Here is a 26,012-nt window from a genome sequence, read left to right as displayed (position 1 = left end):
AGGGACTGCTGTATAGTTCGCCCTCCCTCGAATTTGGGAACTGTTATGCGTCGCAAGATTGTAGCCGGAAACTGGAAAATGAATGGGTCGAAAGACCTTGCCAAGAAGCTTGTTGGCCATGTCCAGTCAGAGGTCGGTTCTCTTGATAATGGCGTGGAGGTTGTTATTATCCCTCCCGCGATTTATGTCAATGATGTCGCAAAGCAGTCCGGCGGTGATTTGGCTGTCGGGATCCAGAACGTCGGCCAGTGGCAGTCGGGAGCCTACACCGGAGAGATATCTGCGGACATGGCGAAGGATCAGGGGTGTCGCTACGCCCTGGTTGGTCATTCGGAGCGGCGCCAGTTGTTTGGCGAAAGCGACGAAGTGGTGGCCGCCAAAGTTGAGCGATTGACGTCCTGTGGTCTTACGGCAGTGGTTTGTGTCGGTGAAACCCTCGACGAACGTGAGGCCGGCCAGGCAGAAGCTGTCGTAGCCAGGCAGGTCAAGGAAGGGTTGGCCAATGTGGCAGCCGACCAATGGGACAGAATTGTTGTGGCGTACGAGCCGGTCTGGGCGATCGGTACGGGTAAGACCGCCACTGCAGAAGATGCCCAGGCAATGCACGCTTCAATCCGCGGGGTGCTTTCAGAGATCGGGGCGCCAGCCGAAAGCATTTCCCTGCTTTACGGCGGCAGTGTAAAAGCGGATAATGCAGCGGCGCTTTTTGCCGAGCCGGATATTGACGGCGGTTTGATCGGCGGGGCGTCTCTGGTAGCAGAAGATTTTGTGAGTATTTGCCGGTCTGTTCCGGCAGGTACCAAAAGTTAAAGGTTCGCGAGAGTCGATATGGATTGGATGGAAACACTGGTAGTCGTTGTGCACGTGGTGATCGCGGTGGCACTGGTGGGTCTTGTTCTGATCCAGCAGGGCAAGGGCGCAGATGCCGGCGCCGCTTTTGGTGGCGGTGCGTCCCAGACGGTATTCGGCAGTCAGGGTAGCGGAAGCTTTCTGACCCGCCTGACCACGATTCTTGCAATCGTCTTTTTTGTGACAAGTTTTTCGCTGGCGGTCTTCGCCAAGCAGCGTGCCGAAGTGGCGGGTGAAGCTGGTATTCCGGTTGTTGAGGAATCCAAGGAAGCGGCACCGGCTGAGCAGGCTGCGGAAGGTGATGCAGCGCCGGACAGCGGAGCCGAGAACGGGGAGTCTGATCTCCCTGAGCTCGAGTAAGAGTGTTGCCCGGGTGGTGGAACTGGTAGACACGCTATCTTGAGGGGGTAGTGGCGAAAGCCGTGCCGGTTCGAGTCCGGCCCCGGGCACCATATTAGAAGAAAAACGGCTTGGAATCTCCAGGCCGTTTTTTTTGGTCAGTCCTTGACCAGTTCCTCCGGCGTCTCTATACTCCGGCGGATATTGGAGCCAGCGGGCGTAAGCGCGCAGGTTTCTGGCAGGCCAGGTGTCTGTCAGCAGGAAGCGGTTCACCGGTTTGCTTCCTGTGAGTTCTTGCAACAAAGGGCCCCATTTTCAGGGGCTTTTTGATTAAGGGGCCTGGCGCATCAGGTCCTGGTGCATAAAAAGGGCTGATCAACAGCCCTTTTTTTGTTTTTGGGGCCGGTAAATTTGAGAACGGAGACGGCATAACTTGTCAGCCAAGCTTAAGCAACTGGAAGACATCCTTCGGCCGGTGGTCGAAGGCCTGGGCTATGAGTTCTGGGGGATTGAATATCGCTCGCAGGGGCACCATTCGAAGCTGCGGGTGTTTATCGATGATGCCGAGAATGGCATTTCGGTTGAAGACTGCGAAAAAGTCAGTCGCCAGATCAGCGGTGTGATGGACGTGGAAGATCCCATCCAGTCGGAATATACGTTGGAGGTTTCCTCGCCCGGAATGGATCGGCCGCTGTTTCGTCTGGAACAGTATGAAGCCTTTGCAGGCCATCAGGTCCAGATCCGGTTGCGGATGGCGTTTGAAGGCCGTCGCAAGTTCCAGGGTCTGATCAAAGGCATTGAGGGTGATGATGTGATTGTGGTGGTTGATGACCACGAATATCTGTTGCCGTTCGACAGCATCGAGCGGGCCAACATCATCCCGGTGTTTGAATGAACACATCTGAACAAATGTCAGTGGACGCACAGTTTATCTTGAGGGCAGGGCAATCGAATGAGTAAAGAGATCTTGCTGGTGGTTGAATCCGTCTCGAACGAGAAGGGAGTCGAGAAGGATGTGATTTTTGAGGCGATCGAGCTTGCGCTCGCCACCGCTGCCAAAAAACGGTACGAGGACGAAGAGGCCGATATCCGGGTTTCCATCGATCGTCGCACCGGTGAATATGAAACGTTCCGTCGCTGGCTGGTCGTGGACAACGATGCGGTCCCGGCCCTGGGAACCGAGCTGACCTTGCAGGAAGCAGAAGAGATCGACGGCAATCTGAAGCCTGGGGATATCTACGAGGAGAAAACCGAATCCGTGGCCTTTGGCCGGATTGGTGCTCAGGCGGCCAAGCAGATCATTTTCCAGAAGGTTCGGGAAGCCGAGCGCACCAAGATTGTCGACAGTTACCGGGATCGTGTCGGTGAGCTGGTCTCCGGCACCGTCAAGAAGGTTACCCGCGACAACGTGATTGTCGATCTGGGCGCAAACGCCGAGGCGCTGTTGCCCCGGGAAAATCTCATTCCCCGGGAAACCTTCCGGATGGGGGATCGGGTTCGCTCACTCCTGTTGGAGATTCGCACCGATCATCGCGGCCCTCAGTTGATTCTGAGCCGGACCGCCCCGCAGATGCTGATCGAGCTGTTCCGCATCGAAGTGCCGGAGATCGCCGAGGATCTGATCGAGATTCGCGGTGCCGCCCGTGATCCGGGCTCCCGCGCCAAGATTGCAGTAAAAACCAATGACCGCCGGATCGATCCGGTGGGCGCCTGCGTCGGTATGCGCGGTTCGCGTGTGCAGGCGGTGTCCAACGAGCTGGGCGGTGAGCGTGTTGATATCGTGCTTTGGGATGATAACCCCGCTCAGTTGGTGATCAACGCCATGGCGCCGGCGGAAGTTGCTTCCATTGTTATGGACGAAGACCGTCATACCATGGAGGTCGCGGTCGGGGAAGATAACCTGGCGCAGGCGATCGGTCGTAACGGACAGAACGTCCGGTTGGCCACAGAGTTGACGGGCTGGACCCTGAACGTGATGACCGAAGAAGAGGCCGGTGAACGTCAGGAACAGGAGTACAATCGTCTGGTGGATCACTTTACGAGCAATCTGGATGTGGACGATGAATTCGCCGGTATCCTGATTGATGAAGGTTTTACATCCATCGAAGAAGTGGCCTATGTGCCGATGGAAGAGATGCTGGCGATCGACGGCTTTGACGAAGACACCGTCACTGAGCTCCGTCGCCGCGCCAAGGACGTTCTGCTGAACCAGGCCTTGGCAAGCGAGGAAGCACTCGAGGGTGCCGAACCGGCAGAAGATCTTCTGGCGATGGAAGGCATGGACCGCAGCCTGGCGTTCAAGCTGGCTGGTATGGGCGTGCGCACTATGGAAGATCTCGCGGAGCAGTCGGTAGGTGATCTGCTCGAGATTGAAGGTATGGATGAAGAGCGTGCCGGTCAGCTGATCATGACTGCACGTGCCCCCTGGTTTGAAGACCAGGCTTAATTCGGGAGGAGGACCAGTATGGCTGAAGTAACGGTAAAACAACTGGCCGATGACGTAGGCGCTCCCGTGGATCGTTTGCTGAAGCAGATCGTGGAAGCGGGCCTGAAAGCCCGTTCTGAAAATGATTCTGTGTCCAGCGATGAGAAGCAGCAGTTGCTGGCCTATTTGAGAAAAAACCACGGTGAGGCGGATTCAGAACCCCGCAAGATCACCTTGAAACGCAAAACCACAACCACGCTCAAGGCCGGCAAGGCCAAGACCGTCAACGTGGAAGTTCGTAAGCGCCGTACCTATATCAAGCGCGCCGAACTGCAACCGGAGGCCGAAGCGCCGCAGCCGGAAGTGGTAGAAGAGGAGCGTAAGCAGGAGCCCGCACCGGTGGCGGAAACGCCGAGCGCGGCCGCAGAGCCGGCACCGAAGGCCGAGGCTGAAGCTGCTGCGAAACCGAGTGATGAGCCTGCTCCGGAAGCGTCCGAGCCGGTTGCCGAGGAGAAGCCCAAGAAGGCGGCCGAACCCGAGCCGATTCCTGCGCCGGAAGATATGCCGATTCCGCCGCCTGAAGGTGAAGGGAAAGACAGAAAGCCGAAGAAGAAAAAGGAAAAAGCTCGAGAGCGCGGCGATGAGATTGAAGAAGGCAAGCCGAAGAAGAAATCGGCGGGCCATCGTGGTCCGCGCAGCCGACCGGTGGACGAGCCTCTGGTGATTTCCGAGGACGAAGAAGATACCACCCTGCGGAAACCGCTGCGTGCGAAAAAGAAACCCAAAGAGAAGCGTCATGGCTTCGAGAGGCCGACCAAACCAATGGTCAGAGAAGTAGAGATTCCCGAAACGATCACCGTAGGTGACCTTGCCCAGCGTATGGCGGTCAAGGCCGCAGACGTGATCAAAACCCTGATGGGCATGGGCGTGATGACCACCATCAACCAGGCACTTGATCAGGAAACCGCTGTTCTGGTGACCGAAGAGTTGGGTCACAAGGCGAAGACCGTCAGCGAAGACGCGTTCGAAGAGGAAGTGCTGAGCGAGTTCTCCTTTGAAGGTGGCGAGAAGACCAAGCGTGCCCCGGTTGTGAGTGTTATGGGTCACGTTGACCACGGTAAGACGTCATTGCTGGATTACATCCGCCGTACCAAGGTTGCCTCGGGCGAGTCCGGTGGCATTACCCAGCACATCGGTGCTTACCACGTCGAAACCGACCACGGCATGGTGTCTTTCCTGGATACCCCGGGTCACGCGGCGTTCACCGCCATGCGTGCTCGCGGCGCCCAGTGCACCGACATCGTTATCCTGGTTGTTGCAGCGGATGACGGCGTCATGCCGCAGACCAAAGAAGCCGTACAGCATGCGCGCTCTGCAGGCGTCCCGATTGTCGTAGCCATCAACAAGATGGACAAGGAAGGCGCTGATCCGGATCGGATCAAGAGTGAGCTGGCGGCCCTGGAAGTTGTTCCGGAAGACTGGGGCGGCGATGTTCAGTTCGTCCCCGTTTCCGCACACACGGGTGATGGTATCGAGGCACTGCTGGAAGCGGTCTTGCTGCAGTCGGAAATTCTTGAGCTGGAAGCCTCTCCGGATGCCCCGGCCAAGGGTGTTGTGGTCGAGTCCAGTCTCGAGCGCGGCCGTGGTTCTGTAGCTACCGTTCTCGTCCAGAACGGTACCTTGCGTCAGGGCGACATGGTCGTAGCCGGTTCTTACTTCGGTAAGGTCCGGGCGATGACCGATGAAGCCGGCAAGCAAACCAAGGAAGCAGGACCCTCCATTCCGGTAGAGATCCTGGGTCTCAACGGTACCCCGGATGCCGGTGACGAGTTCTTCGCCGTAGCCGACGAGAAGAAGGCGAAGGAACTGGCCGAATTCCGTCAGACCCGTGAGCGCGAGCAGCGTCTCCAGCGTCAACAGGCGGCCAAGCTTGAGAACCTGTTCGAGAATATGGGCAAGGACGAGGTCAAAACCCTCAATGTAGTGCTCAAGACAGACGTGCGAGGTTCTCTCGAAGCCATTACCAAGGCGCTGCAAGATCTGGGCAACGACGAAGTTCAGGTCAAGATCGTGTCTTCGGGCGTAGGCGGTATTGCCGAGACCGACATCAGCCTGGCGATGGCGACCAACGCGGTTATCTTCGGTTTCAACGTACGTGCCGATGCGGCGTCCAAGCGCCTGGTCGAGCAGGAAGGCCTGGATCTGCGCTACTACAGCATCATCTATAACCTGATCGATGACGTGAAAGCGGCTCTGACCGGCATGCTGGCACCGGAGTTCCGCGAGGACATCGTCGGTATTGCCGATGTGCGCGACGTGTTCCGTTCGCCGAAGTTTGGCCAGGTTGCGGGTTGCATGGTGACCGAAGGTACTGTTTACCGTAACAAGCCGATCCGCGTCCTGCGGGATAACGTGGTGATCTTTGAAGGCGAACTGGAATCCCTGCGTCGTTTCAAGGACGACGTGCCCGAGGTCCGCAATGGCATGGAATGTGGTATCGGTGTTAAGGGCTACGACGTGAAGGTTGGTGACCAGATCGAAGTCTTCGACCGCGTTCGGGTTGAGCGCAAGCTCGAATCCACGGGGGCCTGATGCCAAGAGAGTTCAGTCGTATTGATCGCATCGGCGACCAGATGCAGCGTGAACTGGCCCAGCTGATCCAGCGGGAGGTTAAGGATCCGCGGGTCGGTCTGGTGTCGGTCAACGCCGTGAAAGTGAGTCGTGACCTCGGTTACGCCGATGTCTACGTGTCGCTGTTGTCCACCGAGGAACTGACCGAGGACTCGGCCGAGGTGCAGGACTCCCTCAAGGTACTGGCCAAGGCGTCAGGGTTTCTGCGAGGGCAGGTCGGTCGGGCCATGAAACTGCGGGTTGTGCCCCAGCTTCGCTTCCACTTCGACACCCTGCAGGGCTACAGCCGTAAGATGGACAGCCTCATTCGGAAGGCCGTTGGCGATAAGCCGGCGGTCGACCGCGATGAGGACGACCGCCAGGATGATCCGGAGCAGAACGCTTGAGCCGCAGACGCAAGGGTCGTGAGGTTAACGGCATTCTGGTGATCGACAAGCCTCAGGGGGTGACCTCCAACGGCATTCTGCAGCAGGTCAAGCGCCTGTATGGGGCCGCCAAGGCCGGCCATACCGGCGCGCTCGATCCGCTGGCAACCGGTGTGCTGCCGCTGTGTTTCGGAGAGGCCACCAAGTTCTCCCAGATGATGCTGGACAGCGACAAGGCCTACATCGCAACCGCCCGCCTGGGCGTCCGGACCGAAACCGGCGACAGCGAAGGGGCGGTTGTGGAGGAGAAGCCGGTGGAGGTGGATCTGTCGGCCGATCACCTGGAATCCGTCTTGGACGGTTTTCGCGGCAACATCCAGCAGGTTCCTTCCATGTACTCCGCCCTCAAGCACAAGGGGCGTCCTCTCTATGAATACGCCCGTGAGGGCATTGAGGTTGAGCGTCCTGCCCGGCCGGTGACGATTTATGAGCTGACCCTGCTGGCGGTTCGGGACAACGAACTCGACATTGCCGTCAGCTGCACCAAGGGTACGTATATTCGCTCACTGGTGGAGGACATCGGGGCTGTCCTGGGTTGTGGTGCCCATGTCACGGCATTGCGCCGGACCATGGCGTCCGGCTTTACCCTGGACAGTGCCCATAAGGTTCCGGAACTTGAGGCCATGCGAGAGCGCGGCGAGAGCCTGGATGGACTTCTGGTTGCTCCGGACGCGGCCTTGTCGATGTTCCCGGAAGTGAAGCTGGCGGGGCCATCGCTGGTATCGATATTGAACGGACAACCGGTTAGAATAACCGGTCAATCCCAACAAGGTTTCGTGCGCGTCTATGGCAACGAGGGCTTCGTGGGGTTGGCGGAAGCAATCACCGAAGGCGAGGGGGTCAAACTGGTCCCGCGCCGATTGGTGAAGAACAGCGATCAACGCTAGACGTGTCGCTGGTTAGCCGGGCTGTAGAGATGCGCGGTTCGGCCGTATTCGAGAGCATCGCAAACAATGAGGTGAAATATGGCACTTTCTGCCAGTGAGAAGTCACAGATCGTTAAGGATTTTCAGCAAGGTGATGGCGATACCGGTTCTCCTGAAGTTCAGGTTGCACTGCTGAGCGCCAACATCAACAAGCTGCAGGATCACTTCAAGACCAACAAGCAGGATCATCATTCCCGCCGTGGTCTGATCCGGATGGTAAACCAGCGTCGTAAGCTGCTGGACTACCTGAAGCGCAAGAACGCCGACCGTTACCTGGAACTGATCCAGCGTCTTGGCCTGCGTCGCTAATCCGGTCTTTTCGACCTGAAGGCTGCTTCCGGCATGGCCGGAGCACGCCGGCAACCGGTGGAACCGTTTCGGGTTCTGCCGGTTGTGCTTTTCTCACCAGCAATACCGCAGTGGAAGTGTCGGTGATATCGAAGGATTCCCTGTCGTAATGGAAAGCCGAAATCGATAGCAGGTTGTTGAAAAGCCCGGGCGGACTTCCTCTTGGTCGTCCACCGTCTTACCGGGGTTTTGCAACAGCCTGTTAGCTTTCAGACGGGTTGCCTTTCGGATCACATGACCAACACTGGCGGCCAACGATCGCACGCATGGGTGTGTCGATTGAATCAATCTGGAATAGAGTTATCAGGAGTTTTTTGTGGATCTGAAACCTGTCAAAAAGACATTTGAGCTTGGCGGCAAGACCGTCACTCTGGAAACCGGTCGCATCGCCCGTCAGGCTACCGGGGCCGTTCTCGTGACCATCGATGACGTATCCGTACTGGGTACGGTAGTTGGTGCCAAGGAGCCGAAGCCGGGTCAGGGCTTTTTCCCGCTGACCGTTAACTACACCGAAAAAACCTACGCCGTCGGCAAGATCCCGGGTGGCTTCTTCAAGCGCGAAGGTCGTCCTTCCGAGAAGGAAACCCTGACCTCCCGCCTGATCGACCGTCCGATTCGTCCGTTGTTTCCGAATGGCTACATGAACGAAGTTCAGGTTGTGCTGACCGTGATGTCGGCCAACAAGACCCAGGATCCGGACATTGCCGCCATGCTGGCCGCGTCTGCCGCCCTGTCCATCTCCGGTATTCCGTTTGATGGCCCCATCGGCGCCTCCCGGGTGGCCTTCACCAATGAGCGTGGTTACTTCCTGAACCCGACCTTTGAAGAGCTGGAAACCTCCTTGCTGGACATGGTGGTTGCCGGTACCGAAGACGCGGTGCTGATGGTTGAATCCGAAGCCAAGGGCCTGACCGAAGACCAGATGCTGGGCGGCGTACTGTTCGCGCACCAGGAAATGCAGGTTGCGGTCAGCGCCATCAAGGAATTTGCCGCTGAAATCGGCAAGCCGCGCTGGGAATGGCAGCCAGAGATCGAGAATACCGAGCTTCTGAACGCCATCAAGGGCGAGTTCACCTCGTCCATCGAAGAAGCCTACAGTATCCGTGACAAGATGGAGCGCTATGCCCGTCTGGGTGAGATCAAGACGGCTGCGGTCGAGAAGTTTGCCGGCGAAGAGGAAGGTCAGCCGACCTCGGAAGTGGTCAAGAAGTACTTTGGCAAGATTGAGAAGACCGTGGTTCGCCAGCAGGTTATCGATGGCAAGCCGCGCATCGACGGCCGTGATAACAAGACCGTTCGTCCGATTGAGATCGAAGTGGGCGTTCTGCCAAGCACTCACGGTTCTGCACTGTTTACCCGTGGTGAAACCCAGGCCATCGTGACTGCGACGCTGGGTACCGCCCGCGACATGCAGATCATTGATGCCCTCGAAGGTGAGCGCAAGGATCCGTTCCTGTTCCACTACAACTTCCCTCCGTACTCCGTAGGCGAAGCAGGCCGTATGGGCAGCCCGGGTCGTCGTGAGATCGGTCACGGCCGTCTGGCCAAGCGTGGTGTTGCCGCGGTCATGCCGACTATTGAAGAGTTCCCGTACACCATCCGTGCGGTTTCCGAGATCACCGAGTCCAACGGTTCCAGCTCCATGGCCTCCGTATGTGGCTCCAGCCTGGCCCTGATGGACGCGGGTGTTCCGCTCAAGGCCCCGGTCGCCGGTATCGCCATGGGTCTGGTCAAGGAAGGCGACAAGTTCGCGGTCCTGACCGACATTCTGGGTGACGAGGATCACCTGGGTGACATGGACTTCAAGGTTGCCGGTACCAAAGACGGTGTCACTGCCCTGCAGATGGACATCAAGATCAACGGCATCACCGACGAGATCATGGAGCTGGCCCTGGAGCAGGCTCACGAAGCACGTCTGCACATCCTCGGCGAGATGAACAAGGTTATTGCGGAGTCGCGTCCCGAGCTGTCTGCGCGCGCGCCGAGCATCACCACCATCAAGATCAACCCGGACAAGATCCGCGACGTCATTGGTAAGGGCGGTGCCACCATTCGCTCGATCTGTGACGAGACCGGAGCGTCTATTGATCTGGACGACGATGGCAACGTGAAGATTTACGCGGACAACCAGGAAGCGGCCCAGGCTGCGGTCAACCGGGTTAAGGAAATCACCGCGGAAATCGAAGTGGGCGCAATCTACAAGGGGCGTGTCGAGCGTATTGTCGACTTTGGCGCCTTCGTCAATATCCTGCCCGGCAAGGACGGTCTGGTGCACATCTCCCAGATTTCCGAGCGCCGTATCGAGAACGTGACTGACGAGCTGAGCGAAGGTCAGGAAGTTCTGGTCAAGGTACTGGATGTGGATAACCGTGGCCGCGTTAAGCTGTCCATGAAGGAAGTTCAGGAAGGCGAGCAGCCGACCGACTTCTCCGCCTGATAGCTAACCGCTAGACGGTCTATGGAAACCCGCCTCTCCTTCAGATTGGCGGGTTTTTCTCGTTTGGGGGGCTTGTTTCGGGCCGTCCCCAGTCCTCAACAGATTCTTAAAACCGGCCAGTGGCCCTGGAGAGGAAATCCAGAACAATTTGCTTGTAGGCCGGGATCACGAACGTTGAAGCGTGCGGGGTGTCGGTTTGCAGAAATTCTTTCGGTTCTTCCGCTGCCGCGTAAAGTTTCTTGCCGTGGTGGAAGGGGATGATGCCATCGCGGACACTGTGGATAACCAGCGTGGGCACAGGGCTGATGCCGTCGATGCGATCGACGCCCTCGTACTCGGCCGGAATGGCCCAGCTCAGGGGTATCTGGAACAACCAGGTCAGCCAGAAGCTGTCCAGTTTTTCCCTGGCAATGCCGCGAAAGCCTGAGAAGGTGCCATCCAGTACCACGCCCTGGATTTCAGGCTCCTCGGCCCGCTTCACCCATTCGCTGGCCAGCGGGATGCCGAGTGCCCCGCCCAGGCTTTGGCCCAGGAGAAATACCGGGGTGTCCTGAGTCTCCGGTTTTGCTGCCAGCCAGCGCATGCCCGTTTCCACATCATGGAGGGCGCCTTCGATGTCCGGTGCCCCGGTGGACTTACCATAACCGCGGTAGTCGATGGCGAAGACGTTGTAACCTTCACCCGGTAGCCAGGCCACGTTGAGGATGTGGCTGCTGACGTTCTGGGCGTTACCATGGAGGAAATAGACGGTGCCCTTCGTATCATCCTTGTCGGTCGCGGCCGGGAGCCACCAGCCATGCAGGGTCTCACCGTCGGCGGTGTCGAGGTAGATGTCCTCGTACGCCAGGTTCAGGCGGTCCGGAGTGATGTAGGTCACCTTGTCCGGAAAAAAGAATACGCTGCTGCAGCCGCTCTGCAGCAGGGTGGCCGTTAACAGTCCCAGCACAAGAGCGCCGGACTTGATTCTTGTTGCCGTTAAAAGTACGCGTGCAGTCCGGCTTGCCATGTGCTCTGGTACCTGTCGTAGTGGTCTTCCCGGGTGAATTCTGCAAACACGCTGAAGTCCCGGCCGAGGTGCCAGTTGCCGCGGGCGTAAACCTGATCCTGTCGATGCTGGCTGCTGGCAATCCAGGCCTTGGTCCTGGCGCCGGCAATCAGGCTGAACCGGTTGTTCTGGTGCAGCAGTCCGAGGTCGGCACCCGGAGCGGCGTCGTAGCCGCGATCAAGGTCGTCGTCGATCTCAAGGTCGGCCGTGGCAATGGCAAAAACCTGGATCTGTTTGCCAAGCATCCAACTGCCGCCGGCGCCGCCTTCGAGATAAGGCGTCAGAACCCGCTTATTCCCCGTGTCGGTGCGCCGGCCGCCAAAGCCGACCTGCCAGGACAGTGGCGAGAAGAACTGGTCTCTGGGGCTCAGGGACCGGATCTCCACGCCGATCAGCTGCTCCAGTTGCAGTTCGTCGTTATCCGTGTAATAGCGCGCATCGAGCCGCAGGAACTGGAGTTGCGCTCCGGCACGGTAACCGGCCGGCGGGTCCAGAACGTCGTGATAGGCGGGTCGGAGGGTCAACTGGGTGAACTCCCGGTGAGCCAGCTGCCCAGCCCCGATACTGGCCCGGAACGTGTCATGTCCCTGGTCGTCCCGGATGTCAGGCTCGGGAGGTGGTGCCGGCGCCGCGGCGTTGTCGATTTTGCTGCGCTCCGTCAGAAGCTCGTGGGACAGCGGCGCGGCGAATTCACGAGGCCAGCTCTCCGCCTCGCTCTGATAGCGAACATAGTCGTAGGTGGCATCCAGCACATGGGCCCGCTCCTCGGGGCTGAGCGCTCGGACTTCTTCCGCTCCCGGGGCGAGGTAGCCGTTGGCTACTGCAGCAGCCAGGGTCTGCTGATCGTCCGGCAGGGTCTCAAGGCTGTAGGCCACCGAGGTGGCCGCGGATGGGCGGTAATAAACCCCGGCGACCAGGTCCTTGTCGACAACCCAGCGAACGGTATCCGAGGGAATGGCGTGGGTGCTCACCTCATCCAGGAGGTCGGTGCCCGGTCGCGCCACATCAATCAGTGCCAGCAGGCGGTAGGCGCAGTTCTCGTCAAAGAAATAGTAATCGAAGTTATGGTCCCGGATTTCCCAGGCATGCGCCAGCATCAGGTCGACTTCGGGCTGTGTCAGGTTGAGCTTGTACTCCCAGAGATCCCGATGTTCGATGTCCGAATAAAGACGGATCTTTTCGTAATAGGGCTGCACCGTGGTAATGCCGGGGTAACCCCCGAAGATGCCCTTGTAGGCAAACAGTATTTCGCTGTCGTGTGCAGCAGCATCCGCTGCATAGGAAATGGTGTTGGCCAGAAGCAGGTTGGTTTCCGCGTCTTCCTGAGGCGGATCGAGTCTCAGGAAGGTATGTCCAAACATGGAAGACGGGCTGTTCAGGTACGAGGCGGCAAACACCAACGTGACGGTCTCGGTATTGAGGGTCTCGGTCCATTCCTCGTAGGCAGGACAGTTCACGTCGGGTAACGAGAGTTCAAGTTTCTTCCGGAGCCAAGTCGTTCGCGCTGGGAAACGGCACTGGGCATGCCCGTCCCCATCGCCGGGGCGCTGGATCGAGGCGAGCGTCGCCTCCAGTTCGGATTGGGGGGAGTGTTTGCCGTTGTCGCTCAGGAAAAAATCGGGATCATCGGCCTGACTGGTAAAGCCGGTGCCGAGGGTGTCCGTTTGGTAATGGCCCAGTGTCAGCCAGGCCGGATCCTGAGAGAGAGTCTGGGTGTTTCGGGGTGTGTCTGCCTGCACAGGCGCGGTGAGGGCCAGCCAGAGCAAGGCTGGTCCGAGGCGAAGCAAATAGCCCATGGGTGTTTGAAGCGTCCGGATCTGAGAGCGAATGGGTCAGGATAGCGCACCGTCCCTGGCGCATGAGCATCCCTGTACGAGGCAGGTTTTAGGCTGCGACGTATTTGCTCAGAGAGTCGTTCTGCTCCAGGAGGGCAACGATGGCGTCGACCGCTTCGCCAGAGGTGGTATCAGAGCTCGGGAAGATGGTGGCAAAGTTATCCTGCAGCACCTTGCGGAAGGCGTCACGGTCAGCTGAATCAACGCCCAGCAAAACCGCCAGGGTGTCGAGGTTTTCGCCAGTGCCGCGCGACATGTCACGGGCCACCTTGTCAATGTTGCTATCCATGTACATGGCCATGGACTGGACCGCCTGGTTGGTTTGGCAACCCAGGGTACCGGTGGTCATACCGAAGGTCTGGTTACCAAAGGTGCCGTTGGTTGTGGCGGCGAGGACGTGAGGGGCAATACCGGACTGCCCCTTCCAGACCATTGCGCCAATGCCACAGCCAGGCTGTGCGAAGGCCAAGGAAGAAGCACCGAGAAGAATTGCACCTGCGATCAGTTTTTTCATTATCCACTCCTTTGTGTGGTTTAGCTGTCGTCGCATACCGCACCACCAGCTGGGTGAACTGGCGGCAATGCGGGAACGGCCCTGACTGGTTTCTGTGGAGACAGGATGACCGTTCCACTGAGTATAGTGCAAATCCTGAAATCGCAAGCGTAAAGTTATGTGAGTAATTGATTTAGCCGTGAAATTTCTCAAAATGCGAAACCGCGCAGGGCCTGGATATAAAAAAAGCCGGCACTGGAGGTACCGGTGCCGGCTCTGTTTGCCTTCTTGCGTTTGGCGCGTCAGCCGCCGAGGTAGGCGTTCTGCACGTCCGGATTGGCCAGCAGGTTCTTGCCGGTGTCCTGGAGGCGGATTTTGCCCGTCTCCAGCACGTAGCCCCGGTCTGCCAGGTTCAGCGCCTGGTGGGCGTTCTGTTCAACCAAGAACACGGTAATGCCTTCCTCCCGGAGGTGCCCGATGATCTCAAAGATCTGTTTGATCACCAGCGGTGCCAGGCCCAATGAAGGCTCGTCCAGGATGATCATATTGGGCTTGCTCATGAGGGCGCGGCCGATGGCGAGCATCTGCTGCTCGCCGCCCGACATGGTACCGGCACGCTGGTTCTCACGCTCTTTTAGCCGGGGGAAGAGTTCGTAGACGTGTTCCTGGCTTTTGCGGATCTCGCCTTTGGTATTGAAGAACCCGCCCATGTGCAGGTTCTCTTCCACCGTCAGGCCAGAAAAGATCCTGCGCCCTTCCGGAACAATGGCAATGCCGGAGCGCATGATTTGCGCCGTCGGCTCCCGGGTAATGTCGCGGCCCTCAAGGATAACGCGTCCGGAACTGGCCTGTGGGTTGCCACAAACCGTCATCAGCAGCGTCGTCTTGCCTGCGCCGTTGGCGCCGATCAGGGACACGATTTCGCCTTTCTTGACCTCGACAGAGACACCGTGCAGTGCCTCGATCTTGCCGTAATGGGTGTGGACATCTTCTAGTACAAGCATGGTTTTTCCTCAGGCCTCGCCCAGGTAGGCTTTGATCACGTCGTCGTTCTGGCGGATCTCTTCCGGTGTGCCACTGGCCAGGGGGCGTCCCTGGTTGATGACGTTGATCCGGTCTGAGATGTCCATAACCAGGCTCATGTCGTGCTCAATCAGCACCACGGAAACACAGTAATCCTCTTTCAGGCTGACAATCAGCTGATTGAGATCCTTGGTTTCCGCCGGGTTGAGGCCAGCTGCCGGTTCATCCAACATCAGCAGCTTGGGCTCGGTCACCATGCAGCGGGCAATTTCCAGGCGGCGCTGCTGGCCATACGCCAGGTTGCCGGCTTCCCGGTTGGCCAGGTCCATAAGTCCCACACGTTCCAGCCAGTAGGCAGCCCGATCCAGCGACTTCTGCTCCCGTTCACGGTAATTCGGGGTTTTCAGCAGCCCGGCCACCAGGTTGGTGTTCAGGTGCCGGTGCTGGGCGACCAGCAGGTTTTCCACCACGGTCATCTGGTTGAACAGGCGCACGTGCTGGAAGGTTCTTACCATGCCGAGCCGGGAGATTTTGTAGTCCGGCTTGCCCTGGACTTCACTCCCTTCGAAAAGGATCTTGCCACCCGTCGGCGTGTAAAAGCCGCTCATGCAGTTGAACACGGTGGTCTTACCGGCACCGTTAGGGCCGATGATGGAAACGATTTCGCGTTCCTGAACGTCCAGTGACACCTGGTCTACCGCCAGCAGGCCGCCAAAGCGCATGGACAGATTCTGTACTTCAAGCATCGTCCGTCACTCCTGCTTTTTCAGTTCAATGTGAATACGGCGCATGGGCATGAGCCCCTGCGGACGCCAGACCATCATCAATACCATGGCGGCACCGAAGATCAGCATGCGGTATTCGGAAAATTCCCGGGCAAGCTCGGGCAGGATGGTCACGGCAATCGCGGCCAACACAACGCCAATCTGCGAGCCCATGCCACCGAGTACCACGATGGCCAGGATGATGGCGGATTCCAGGAATACGAATGATTCAGGACTGATAAAGCCTTGCTTGGAGGCGAACACGGTGCCGGCGAAGCCTGCGAAGAACGCGCCGATGGTAAAGGCCGAGAGCTTCACCGCGGTCCGGCTCAGACCGAGGGAGCGGGCAGCGATCTCATCTTCCCGCAGCGCCTCCCAGGCGCGCCCCACCGGCATACGCATGAAGCGACGAATGACCAGGGCGGTGATTACCGCCAGAACCAGCGCAATAAGGTAGAGGAAGATCACCTTGTGTTCACCGCTGTAGGCGATGTTGAAGGTCTCGTGGAAGGATGTGTTGCCTTCACCTTTGACGCGGCGACCGAATTCCATCCCGAACAGGGTCGGGTCGGGAATGCCGCCGATGCCGTTCGGGCCTCCGGTCAGGCTGGTCCAGTTGTTAAGCAGGATGCGGATGATTTCACCAAAGCCAAGCGTCACGATTGCCAGATAGTCGCCCCTCAGCCTCAGCACCGGAAAACCGAGTACCAGACCGAAGGTCGCAGCCAGAAGTGCACCGATAGGCAGCGCGAACCAGAAGGATACACCCAGATACTGGGACAGCAGGGCGAAGGTGTAAGCCCCCACGGCGTAGAAGGCCACGTAACCCAGGTCGAGCAGGCCGGCAAGGCCAACCACCACGTTGAGGCCGAGGGCCAGCATGATGTAAATCAGCACTAGCGTCGCCAGGTCAACCGCACCCCTGGACATAAAAAACGGCCAGAACAGGGCGAGCACCACGATCCCGGTCAGGACCCAGGATTCAATTTTGACCCGCTTGTTCTCGGCCATTGGTTCTTTGTGCGTGCCCGAGCTAAGGCTGGACAGGTTGCCCAGTTTACCCATGATGCTGTCGCGGAACAGCTGGAAGACAAACACCACGAGCGCCGCCAGGAATACGCCCATAATCGTGGTGGCGTTGGCTCCCACAATGGTGACGTTGATGCCCTGGGCCTCAAGGTTAAACCCAAGGATGGGGTAGGAAATAATCAGGGTGATAACGGCACAGAAAAGTGCGTGTTTAATATTTTGAGCAGCCATCAGATCTTCTCAACCTCCGGTTTGCCAAGCAGGCCGGTGGGTTTGAACAGCAGAATGAGGATCAGCAGGCCGAAGGAGACCACATCCTTGTATTCTCCGCTGAGGTAGCCGGAGGTCATGCTTTCAGACACGCCCAGGATCAATCCGCCCAGCATGGCGCCCGGGATGCTGCCAATACCGCCAAGCACCGCTGCGGTAAACGCCTTGAGTCCCGCAATGAAGCCGAACAGCGGATCGACCGAACCGTAGTACATGCCCAACAGCAGCCCGGCGACGGCTGCCAGTGCGGCACCGATCACGAAGGTGGCTGAGATGATTCGGTTGGTGTCGATGCCCAGCAGGTTGGCCATGCCAAGGTCCTGGGACACGGCGCGACAGGCGCGGCCAGTGCGTGAGCGGGCGATGAACAGCGACAGCGCAGTCATGCAGATAAGTGTGGTCACGAAAATCGTGATCTGCATGTAGGACAGGGACATCTGGAAGGCGCCGTCGGATCCGAACTGGAAGCCTCCCTCAATCAGCGCCGGGAAACCGATGTTGCGGGAACCCTGGGCAAGGTGCACATAGTTCTGCAGGAAAATCGACATGCCGATTGCGGAGATCAGCGGGATCAGGCGATGCCGTCCGCGAACCGGCCGGTAGGCAACCCGCTCCACAGCCCAGCCCATTGCGCTGGAAACGATCATGGCGCAGACCAGCGCGACAATCAGAATGAGCGGCAACCAGGCAACGCCGAGGGAGGCCAGGCCGGTAATGGCAATCAGCGCCGTGTAGGCGCCAATCATATAGATTTCACCATGGGCAAAGTTGATCATGCCGATGATGCCGTAAACCATCGTATAGCCGATGGCGATCAGGGCGTAGGTGCTCCCGATCGTCAGCCCGTTAATGAGCTGCTGAGAGAAATACAGGAGATCTTGCATTAGTGGAAAACTCCGAAAGCCTGCTCCCTCCGCTGCCGCACGTCCGCCCCGGGATATCCGGAACAGGAGTGGGGGAGGTTCAACAGGAGCCTAGAAAAACACCTTCTCCCGGATCGCGGTGAGAAGGTGCTCTAAAAATTACCGTTTGTTAACGATTTTGGCTTAGTTTACCGGAGTTTTGCTTCCATCTGAATGCCATTCGTAGACAACGAACTCAAACGATTTCATATCGCCGGCCTCGTCGTATTCGACCGTACCGATCGGGGTCTGGAAAGAGCCGCTACGCAGGGCCTCTGCCACCTCGAACGGATCGGTGGAGTCGGCTTGTTTGATGCCATGGGCAACCAGCTGAACAGCTGTGTAGGAAGTCAGCACGAACGGGCCGGAGGGATCTTCGCCCTTATCCTGGAAGGCGGCGACCAGCTCCTGGTTTTCCGCTTTCTTGTCGAAGCTGGGCGGCAGCGTTACCAGGAGGCCCTCGGCCGCTTCGCCGGCAATGGTGTTGATGTCTTTGTTACCAACGCCTTCGGGACCCATAAAGGTGGCATCCAGATTAGCCTGGCGCGCCTGGCGCAGGATCAGGCCCAGTTCCGGGTGGTAGCCACCGTAGTAAACGTAGTCGACGTCAGCCTGCTTCAGCTTGGTCACCAGGGAAGAGAAGTCCTTGTCGCCGGCGGTGATGCCTTCGAACATGGCGATCTCGACGCCTTTGTTCTTCAGGGTGTCGCGAACGGCGGTGGCAATACCTTCACCGTACTGCTGCTTGTCGTGAACGATGGCAACACGCTCAGGATTCAGGCTGGCGAGGTAGTTCGCCGCGACGGGCCCCTGCATGCTGTCCAGACCGATGGTGCGGAAAACCAGCTCGTAGCCACGCTCGGTAATTTCCGGGCTGGTGGATGCCGGTGTGACCATCAGGATGCCCTCATCCTCGTAGATATCGGAGGCGGGCTGCGAAGAGCTGGAGCACAGGTGACCGATCACGTAACGGACACCATCGTTGACCAGGTTGTTGGCAACGGTGACGGCCTGCTTCGGGTCGCACACATCGTCGTATTCGACTGCCACGAGTTCCTCACCCATGACACCGCCATTGGCGTTGATCTGTTCGATGGCCATGCGGGCACCGGAAAATTGCATGTCGCCATACTGGGCGACGGGGCCCGTCATCGGGCCGGCAATGCCGATCTGGATTGCGGCGGCGGCGTGGCCGGCGCCCATCAGGGCAATGGAAGTGCTAACAGCGGTTGCGAGTTTTTTCACTGAGGTTTTCATTAGGTCTGTCCTGTTTGGTTCAGGGTTATTCTTGTGTTCTCAGAGACTCAAACAAACACCACACCCCCCTGCTTGTCAAGCAGATCGGGCATAGTTTGCTCGGGAACACAGGGCTCTGAAAGCTTGCCATCGTGAAAGCAGGTAGCTTCCGATCATGAAGCTTGCTAGCAAAGCCTGTGCCGCTCTGAGAGGCGTCACGCGTCCGTGCTGTCATCCTGGTCGGTAAACACCAGTGCGCGGAAGCTTTCGTGCTCGCGCAATTGCTCGAAACTGAGATCGACAGAGGCATCGTCCCGATAGGCCTCTGAAATGTCTATTGCTTTTTGTAACGTCGCGACCGAATCCTCCCAGCGCCCGATCTCTGCGTAGGCACAGGCCAGCTGGTAGTGGGCGTGGCCATTGTCCGGGGCCAGCTTGAGCGCGCGCTGGCAAAGGCTGATCGCCCACAGGGGTTCCTGGATCTCGAGTACGGCGTCAGCCTTGTAACTCAGTGCCTCCACATCGTCCGGACGCAGGTCCAGAATCTGATCGTAGGCGGCAATCTTGTTTTGCTGCGAGGTCTCCTGGCTTGCTTTAAGCCAGAGCGAGTGCACTTCATTAGTGCGTTCAATTTCCGCCTGGTTTTGATGGATGATGTCGGACTTCTGCTTCAGCTGTTCCTCAATGGCCTCGAGACGCTTCTCGTATTCCACCACCAGTTCGTTTACCCGTTTTTCCGCCAGACTGGTGAGCTGGTTGCGCATGTCACGGATGGAGTTCCAGCCGATCACAACAAGAATGGAGGTGGCGCCGGCGATCAGGTAGAAGAAGTAGGTCACGGTGTCCGTGGCGTATGACATGGTCTTGTCGGCCACCGACAGCTCCTTGTCGACCACCTTTTCAATCAGTTCGGCGCGGGTGTTCTGCATTTCCTTGCGCAGGGCTTTGCTTTCCTCCAGCAGGTACAGCTCAATAAACGGAGTGTACATGGGCTCTTCCAGATCAGAGAGCGCTGCTGCCACGTCATCCGAGGTGACGTCTTTGCGACCGGGGGGGGGCGAGTCTTCGCTCTGCGCCTGTGCTTGCCCGCCCAGGGCCAGGGCGAGCATCAGCATGCCCGCAATGGTTCGCAGGATGGTGGTGAGCTGGCTCCGGCGGTCGGCGCGATGACGACGGAACACGGGATTCAGGGACAAAAACCGGTCTAGGTGTCGGCTGATCATTGAACTGCTTCCGCTTTGCAAGGTTTCGGAAAGTTGCAGACCTTAGCATAGTGGCCGGGGGAAAAAATGCCCCGGGGTTCGAGACAGTCAGGTAGGAACCCCGTTAGGTAAATTTGTCGACTTGCATTTTCTGTTCTAACGACCTCTAATAGTTAGTGGTATAAATAAGTTGGTCGTTTTCATTGACTCAGACCCTTACGGGACTTCATTGGAGTGAGGCTTTAGCCGATGGCGAGTGACAAGCGCGCGTATCTGAAACCGCTCGACGCCACCGATTCAAATCAGCAGGGTATCCAGCCCCCCGATCGGAGCAGTGCTGTGAATAACTATGAGCAGGTACTTGTAGCGTTGCGGCGCGTTATCCGCGCGACGGACCTTCATTCCAAGCGCCTCAGCAAACATGCCGGGCTGACAGGCCCGCAGTTGCTCATCATGCGGACCATCCGGGACCTGGGTCAGGTCACGATCGGCACCATTGCCGACAAGGTCAGTCTCAGTCAGGCTACGGTTACCACCATTCTGGACCGGCTTGAGCATCGTAAGCTGGTGTACCGGGTCCGCAGTACCCAGGACAAGCGCAAAGTGCACGCGCACCTGACTGATGAAGGCGCCGAGATCCTGGCCCGAGCACCGAACCCCCTGCAGGAAGACTTCATCAAGAAGTTCCAGAGCCTGGATGAATGGGAGCAGACCATGATTCTGGCTTCGCTCCAGCGGGTGGCCAACATGATGGACGCGGACGATATCGACGCATCGCCGGTGCTGCACGTCGGGCCCGTGCTGCGCGAGGACGGTTGGAAGGCGGATGCTAAGTCTTGACGAGCGTTCGCCCAGGCTCAGGAGCCCGGGACGGCGTACGTGATGCGGTAAACAGCGCCGGTGAGGTCGTCAGAAACCAGTAGTGAGCCATCCTTGAGTTGGGCAACGTCGACCGGGCGGCCCAGATACTTGCCGTTTTCATCCAGCCAGCCTTCAGCAAAGGGTTCGGTGTCGCCTGCGATCCTGCCTTGCGCATCAACCGGAGTGAACATTATCCGGGCACCAATGGGCACGCTCCGGTTCCAGGAGCCATGCTGGGCCGAAAAAATCCCGCCGCGATAGTGATCCGGAAACATGTCGCCCTGATAGAACAGCATGCCAAGGTCCGCGGCGTGGGCCACGGTTTCGGAGACCGGGAACACCACCCCACCCGGAACTTCCTCATCTTTGTATTCATTGGTTCGAACATGTCCGCCACCGAACCAGGGAAAGCCAAAATGCTGGCCCATGGCGGTCTGTTGATTGATTTCCCCGGGTGGAATGTCGTCACCCATGCCATCAACCTGATTGTCGGTAAACCACAGGTCGCCGGTGGTTGGATGAAAATCCTGGCCAACCGAATTTCGAATGCCCAGAGCATAGACTTCGCGATCGGTCCCGTCTCGACTGATCCGGATAATGCCGCCGATGCCGATTTCACCGAAGGTGTTCAGGTATTCCCTTTGGGTTACGTTGTATGGCTGGCCAAGTGAAATGTAGAGCCTGTTGTCCGGGCCCACGTCGCAGACCCGAGCGGTGTGGTTGGAGCTGACAAACTTTTCAGGAATCAGCGCACCCGCCGGTATGACCTCCAAGGTTTCGGGGTTGGCGTCTTGAATTTGGATTTCCGCCCTCGGATACGCCAACACCCGGTTTTGTTCTGCGATGTAAAGTACTCCGTCCGGGGCAAAGCACGGGCCGTTAGGCACGGACTTTTCGATGAAGGGAGCAAAGTTCCTGACCTCGTCCGCGATGCCATTCCGGTCATGATCGATGATGGCCCAGACTTCAGATTTCAGGGTGCCCACGAAGGTGACCATGCCCCGTGGGCCGACGGCCATATGGCGGGCACGAGGGGCCAGTGCATAGAGTGTGATGGCAAAGCCATCGGGTAAGGAGATGTTTTTCAGGATGCCTTGGATGGCCCGCGCCTGCTCGCCCTGTTGCTCGATGATTTTAAATCCGGTTTGGGATTTCGCGAGTGCTTTTAGGGTGTCATTTGGCTGGGCAAGTGCTAAAGGGTGGAGCGCAGCAATACTCGCAGCCATGCAGAATGCAGAGGCGATTTTATTCATGGCCCCCCCTCCCTGGCCGAGCGTGGCGTGGCGAATTGGCCGGAAGACTTCGGTTCTCCGGTTTCCACGCCCGTCTCAAGGGAGTAAAGACGGCAGCCCCGTGAGCGTCAAGGCGAGCGCTCACAGGCCGCGCGCCGGTTTCTAGTGCACACGAGCTCCCGAACGGGGTTTGTTGCCGAAGCAGACCTGAAATACATCATTGTAATGCTTGGCAAAATTCACGGTAAGACCCTCTTTGAGGTAGTCCGGCAGTTCCTCGTAGTCTCCGCGGTTTGCTTCCGGAAGGATCAGGTTGCCGATTTTCTGACGGCGCGCCGCAATGACCTTCTCCCGAATACCGCCGACGGGCAGTACCTGGCCGGTGAGGGTCAGCTCCCCCGTCATGGCGATGTTCTGTTGCGGCGATTCCTTGCGGGCGATGGACAGCAGGGCCGTGGCCATGGTGACGCCGGCGCTCGGACCGTCCTTGGGCGTTGCGCCCTCCGGGACGTGCAGGTGCACGAAGGACTTGTCAAAGAAGGTTGGATCCCCCTTGAAGCGTTTCAGGTTCGAGGAAACATAACTGTAGGCGATCTCCGCCGACTCCTTCATGACGTCGCCAAGTTGGCCGGTCAACCGGAAGCCGCGCTGGCTGGTGTGAATCCGCGATGCCTCGATGCTGAGGGTTGCGCCACCCATGGCCGTCCAGGCCAAGCCGGTGACAACGCCAATGCCTTTCAGGGATTTTTCCTTGCGGAAAGCCGGTTGCCCCAGATAATCCGCGAGGTCGGAGACGCCGACCTTGACCGGGATGTCCGGGGTTTCCAGCAATTTCACGATGCCCTTGCGAATGATTTTGTGCAGCAGCTTTTCGAGATTCCGGACCCCGGCTTCCCGGGCGTACCCTTCAATGACCTGCTTGATGGCGGCATCGGTAATGTTGAGCTGCTTCTTCAGAAGACCTGCCCGCTTGAGCAGACGGGGCAGCAGATAATGCTTGGCAATGGCGAGTTTTTCCTCGGCAATGTAGCCGGACAGGCGGATCACATCCATGCGGTCCAGTAAGGGCCGGGGGATGGTGTCCAGCTGGTTGGCGGTGCAGATGAACAGCACCTTGGACAGGTCCATCCGCACGTCCAGGTAGTGGTCGAGGAATTCCCGGTTCTGTTCAGGATCCAGGGTCTCCAGAAGTGCCGAGGCCGGATCCCCCTGGAACGAGGCCCCGATCTTGTCGATTTCATCGAGCATGATCACCGGGTTGGCGACCTTTGAGTCCTTGAGCGCCTGAACGAACTTACCGGGCATGGCACCGATATAGGTGCGCCGGTGCCCCTTGATTTCAGCCTCGTCCCGCATGCCGCCGACACTGAAGCGGTAGAATTTTCGGCCAAGCGCATCGGCGACGGAATGGCCAATCGAGGTCTTGCCGACGCCCGGAGGACCGACCAGCAACAGGATGGAGCCGCTGACTTCGCCCTTGAACGTGCCTTCTGCCAGGAACTCGACAATCCGGTCTTTGACGTCGTCGAGCCCATCGTGGTCCCGATCCAGGATGCGCCGGGCCTCGGCAAGGTCAAAGTGGTCATCGGAGTGGATGCCCCAGGGTACCTGGGTCAGCCAGTCGAGGTAGTTGCGGGTAACACCGTATTCCGGAGAACCCTGTTCGAGCACCTGCAGCTTCTGGACTTCGTCCCTGAAACGTTCCTGCACGGCTTCGGGCGGATTCAGGCTGGCCATGCGTTCTTCGAAGCGTTCAACGTCCGCCGTTTTGTCGTCCTTGGCCATGCCCAGCTCGCGCTGGATGACCTTGAGCTGCTCCTTCAGGAAGAATTCACGCTGGTGTTTCTGGACCTTGGCGTTTACCTCCTCGCTGATTTCCGACTGCAGGCGGGCCACTTCCTGCTCCTTGCGCATCAGCAGCAGTACCTTCTCCATGCGCCGGAGCAGGGGAACCGTGTCGAGCACATCCTGGAGTTCGTTGCCCGGTGCGCTGGTCATGGACGCGCCAAAATCAGCCAGCGGTGAACTGTCGTCCGGCCCAAACCGGGACAGGTACTGTTTGACGTCTTCACCGTAGAGCGGGTTGGTGCGCAGCAACTCCTTGATGGTGCTGATGATGGCGAGGGTGTAAGCCTTCAGCTCGTCGGGTTCCTCTTTCGGTTCCCGTGGATATTCCACCTCAACCAGGTAGGGCGGCTTGCGTCGGAGCCACTGCACAATGCGAAAGCGCTGCAGACCCTGTGCGATAAACTGAACCTTGCCGCCTTCACTCTGGGCCTGGTGCACGCGGACCGCACAGCCCATGGTTTCCAGTTGTTCGCTGGCGGGAATGCCCTGCTCGGCATCGTGCTCCTCCACAAAGCAGATGCCGAGTACCCGGTGGTCGGTTTCGCCCACGCGCTTGAGAGTTTCCTGCCAGGGATCCTGATTGACCATGATCGGCTGGACCTGGGCCGGGAAGAAGGGCCGGTTGGAAACCGGCAGCACGTACATGCGCGTTGGCATCATCTGCTGTGGCAGCGCTAGGCTCTTGCTGTGCTCATCCTTTCCGATGTACTCAGTCAGGTCTTCTTCGAATTCCTCAAGCGACTCTGTGCGATTTTCGTCATTCATGCCGTGAAGTATCCATGGGGAAAAGTTGGGGGAATCATATCTACTAGCTTATGTAACGGCAGTTACGGCTATTTCAAGGATTTGGCCTTGTGGTGGCAGATGCTTGATTTTTGGCGCTCTGGCCCCATGTCCTCTGGCAGTTACGATGATTCTTCCGACTATGCAGGTGCAATGGATGAGCGATTCTCCGTATATTTTTGAAGCCACCATGGAAAACTTCCAGCAGCAGGTGATGGACGCTTCCGCCACTACGCCGATCCTGGTGGATGTCTGGGCCGAGTGGTGCGCGCCCTGCAAACAGCTGACGCCGGTTCTGGAAAAACTGGCGAATGACTATCAGGGTGGCTTTCTGCTCGCGAAGGTGAACGCGGACGAGCAGCAGGATCTGACCTCCAGTCTGGGCGTTCGAAGCCTGCCGACCATCATTCTGGTCAAGAACGGTCAGGCGGTGGATGGCTTTAATGGCGCCCTGCCGGAGGGTGAAATCCGCAAGGTGCTGGACAAACATGTCGAAGCGCCGGAAGAAGATCCTTATGACAAGGCCCATCGTCTTTGGGAGGGGGGTGACGTCGATGGTGCTCTGGCCATTCTGTCTGAGCTCAACCGCAAGGATCCCGAAAATCTGAAGGTGTTGATTGACCTGGCCCAGCTGAAAGCGGAAATGGGCGATCTGGAAACCGCAGAGCAAGTGCTTGAGAGCCTGCCGCCGGAAGAGAAGATGCAGCATCAGGCCAGGCAGCTGGCGGCCCGTGTGAAGTTCTTGAAGCAGTCCGCCGAGTTGCCACCGATCAAAGATCTGGAAATGGCCCTGGAGCAGGATCCGAAAGATCCGAATGCGCTGCACCAGCTGGCGTTGCACCACGTTCTCCTGGAAAACAATGCGGATGCCATGGAGTTGCTGATCCGACTCATGCAGGTCGACAGCAAGTACAAGGACGAGGCGGCCAAAACGACGTTGATCGAGCTCTTCGATAAACTGGGTAACAACAACCCGGATGTCCGTACCTACCGCCGAAAGCTCTACACCCTCATGCACTGATTGAACCAGCCACCGGGCGCCGCGGCCAGCCCGGGAGCATTGCCATGCCCGAGGGGAACCATTCGGAGTGTTTCGGTTTCAAATGATG

The 26,012-nt window shown here is 58.4% G+C and carries 22 protein-coding genes and 1 tRNA gene; 12 read left to right on the top strand and 11 right to left on the bottom strand.

What is annotated here, in order from left to right; genetic code table 11:
• Positions 1–45 precede the first annotated feature (45 nt).
• The 10 genes from tpiA (at position 46) to pnp (ending at position 10,380) form a co-directional block, all read left to right on the top strand.
• Positions 46–810 carry a triose-phosphate isomerase gene (tpiA, locus tag K0B93_RS09050; RefSeq protein WP_219866897.1) on the top strand — a complete coding sequence of 255 codons (765 nt, stop codon included), beginning with the start codon at positions 46–48 and terminating at the stop codon, positions 808–810.
• An 18-nt stretch (positions 811–828) separates the two neighbouring features.
• Positions 829–1,209, top strand: coding sequence for a preprotein translocase subunit SecG (gene secG / locus K0B93_RS09045; protein ID WP_219866896.1), 381 nt, complete (start codon positions 829–831; stop codon positions 1,207–1,209).
• A 7-nt stretch (positions 1,210–1,216) separates the two neighbouring features.
• Positions 1,217–1,301, top strand: a tRNA-Leu gene (locus tag K0B93_RS09040).
• Between the two features lie 320 nt (positions 1,302–1,621).
• Positions 1,622–2,083, top strand: a complete 462-nt coding sequence (rimP, locus tag K0B93_RS09035) for a ribosome maturation factor RimP (RefSeq protein ID WP_219866895.1) — start codon at positions 1,622–1,624, stop codon at positions 2,081–2,083.
• A gap of 57 nt (positions 2,084–2,140) precedes the next feature.
• Positions 2,141–3,634: a transcription termination factor NusA gene (gene nusA, locus K0B93_RS09030; RefSeq protein WP_219866894.1), complete on the top strand. Its 1,494-nt coding sequence runs from the start codon at positions 2,141–2,143 to the stop codon at positions 3,632–3,634.
• Positions 3,635–3,652: 18 nt separating this feature from the next.
• Positions 3,653–6,205, top strand: a complete 2,553-nt coding sequence (gene infB / locus K0B93_RS09025; RefSeq protein WP_219866893.1) for a translation initiation factor IF-2 — start codon at positions 3,653–3,655, stop codon at positions 6,203–6,205.
• Positions 6,205–6,630: a 30S ribosome-binding factor RbfA gene (gene rbfA, locus K0B93_RS09020; protein ID WP_219866892.1), complete on the top strand. Its 426-nt coding sequence runs from the start codon at positions 6,205–6,207 to the stop codon at positions 6,628–6,630. Before infB ends, rbfA begins: the two co-directional genes overlap by 1 nt.
• Positions 6,627–7,556: a tRNA pseudouridine(55) synthase TruB gene (gene truB / locus K0B93_RS09015; protein WP_219866891.1), complete on the top strand. Its 930-nt coding sequence runs from the start codon at positions 6,627–6,629 to the stop codon at positions 7,554–7,556. The genes rbfA and truB overlap by 4 nt, the downstream gene beginning before the upstream one ends.
• Positions 7,557–7,634: 78 nt before the next feature.
• Complete coding sequence (rpsO, locus tag K0B93_RS09010) at positions 7,635–7,904, top strand: 30S ribosomal protein S15 (protein WP_219475037.1); 270 nt, start codon at positions 7,635–7,637, stop codon at positions 7,902–7,904.
• Between the two features lie 361 nt (positions 7,905–8,265).
• Complete coding sequence (gene pnp / locus K0B93_RS09005) at positions 8,266–10,380, top strand: polyribonucleotide nucleotidyltransferase (RefSeq protein ID WP_228743449.1); 2,115 nt, start codon at positions 8,266–8,268, stop codon at positions 10,378–10,380.
• 106 nt (positions 10,381–10,486) lie between these two features.
• Here the strand turns inward: pnp and K0B93_RS09000 are convergent, their stop codons facing one another.
• The 9 genes from K0B93_RS09000 to K0B93_RS08960 all read right to left on the bottom strand — a co-directional run bounded on the left by K0B93_RS09000 (position 10,487) and on the right by K0B93_RS08960 (position 20,200).
• The gene (locus K0B93_RS09000) at positions 10,487–11,386 is read right to left on the bottom strand and encodes an alpha/beta hydrolase (protein ID WP_219866889.1); all 900 of its coding nucleotides are present in this window, start codon (positions 11,384–11,386) and stop codon (positions 10,487–10,489) included.
• Positions 11,356–13,221: a DUF4105 domain-containing protein gene (locus tag K0B93_RS08995; protein ID WP_219866888.1), complete on the bottom strand. Its 1,866-nt coding sequence runs from the start codon at positions 13,219–13,221 to the stop codon at positions 11,356–11,358. The genes K0B93_RS09000 and K0B93_RS08995 overlap by 31 nt, the downstream gene beginning before the upstream one ends.
• Positions 13,222–13,309: 88 nt before the next feature.
• Positions 13,310–13,774, bottom strand: a complete 465-nt coding sequence (locus tag K0B93_RS08990) for a DUF3015 domain-containing protein (protein ID WP_219866887.1) — start codon at positions 13,772–13,774, stop codon at positions 13,310–13,312.
• Between the two features lie 281 nt (positions 13,775–14,055).
• The gene (locus K0B93_RS08985; RefSeq protein ID WP_219866886.1) at positions 14,056–14,757 is read right to left on the bottom strand and encodes an ABC transporter ATP-binding protein; all 702 of its coding nucleotides are present in this window, start codon (positions 14,755–14,757) and stop codon (positions 14,056–14,058) included.
• 9 nt (positions 14,758–14,766) lie between these two features.
• Positions 14,767–15,522 carry a high-affinity branched-chain amino acid ABC transporter ATP-binding protein LivG gene (livG, locus tag K0B93_RS08980; RefSeq protein ID WP_219866885.1) on the bottom strand — a complete coding sequence of 252 codons (756 nt, stop codon included), beginning with the start codon at positions 15,520–15,522 and terminating at the stop codon, positions 14,767–14,769.
• 6 nt (positions 15,523–15,528) lie between these two features.
• Entirely contained in the window at positions 15,529–16,800 is a 1,272-nt protein-coding gene (locus tag K0B93_RS08975) for a high-affinity branched-chain amino acid ABC transporter permease LivM (RefSeq protein WP_219866884.1), read from the bottom strand.
• The gene (gene livH / locus K0B93_RS08970) at positions 16,800–17,723 is read right to left on the bottom strand and encodes a high-affinity branched-chain amino acid ABC transporter permease LivH (RefSeq protein ID WP_219866883.1); all 924 of its coding nucleotides are present in this window, start codon (positions 17,721–17,723) and stop codon (positions 16,800–16,802) included. The genes K0B93_RS08975 and livH overlap by 1 nt, the downstream gene beginning before the upstream one ends.
• A 162-nt stretch (positions 17,724–17,885) precedes the next feature.
• Positions 17,886–18,998, bottom strand: coding sequence for a branched-chain amino acid ABC transporter substrate-binding protein (locus tag K0B93_RS08965; protein WP_219866882.1), 1,113 nt, complete (start codon positions 18,996–18,998; stop codon positions 17,886–17,888).
• A 194-nt stretch (positions 18,999–19,192) separates the two neighbouring features.
• A complete protein-coding gene (locus K0B93_RS08960; RefSeq protein WP_416383199.1) occupies positions 19,193–20,200 on the bottom strand; it encodes a TPR end-of-group domain-containing protein in 1,008 nt (335 codons plus the stop codon).
• A 318-nt stretch (positions 20,201–20,518) separates the two neighbouring features.
• Between K0B93_RS08960 and K0B93_RS08955 the strand changes: the two genes are divergently transcribed.
• Complete coding sequence (locus K0B93_RS08955) at positions 20,519–21,019, top strand: MarR family winged helix-turn-helix transcriptional regulator (RefSeq protein ID WP_219868075.1); 501 nt, start codon at positions 20,519–20,521, stop codon at positions 21,017–21,019.
• Positions 21,020–21,036: 17 nt separating this feature from the next.
• Here K0B93_RS08955 and K0B93_RS08950 read toward each other — a convergent pair whose 3' ends face one another.
• Both K0B93_RS08950 and lon read right to left on the bottom strand, forming a co-directional pair.
• Positions 21,037–22,293, bottom strand: coding sequence for a PQQ-dependent sugar dehydrogenase (locus K0B93_RS08950; RefSeq protein WP_219866881.1), 1,257 nt, complete (start codon positions 22,291–22,293; stop codon positions 21,037–21,039).
• A gap of 141 nt (positions 22,294–22,434) precedes the next feature.
• Entirely contained in the window at positions 22,435–24,885 is a 2,451-nt protein-coding gene (gene lon, locus K0B93_RS08945) for an endopeptidase La (RefSeq protein ID WP_219866880.1), read from the bottom strand.
• Positions 24,886–25,060: 175 nt separating this feature from the next.
• Between lon and trxA the strand changes: the two genes are divergently transcribed.
• On the top strand, positions 25,061–25,924 hold the full coding sequence (trxA, locus tag K0B93_RS08940; RefSeq protein ID WP_219866879.1) for a thioredoxin: 864 nt from the start codon (positions 25,061–25,063) through the stop codon (positions 25,922–25,924).
• Positions 25,925–26,012 lie beyond the last annotated feature (88 nt).

This window comes from Marinobacter sp. F4218 (assembly GCF_019443085.1).
GTDB lineage: Bacteria > Pseudomonadota > Gammaproteobacteria > Pseudomonadales > Oleiphilaceae > Marinobacter > Marinobacter albus.
The sequence above is the reverse complement of the archived record's forward strand: the minus strand, read 5'-3'. Positions and strand labels throughout refer to the sequence as shown.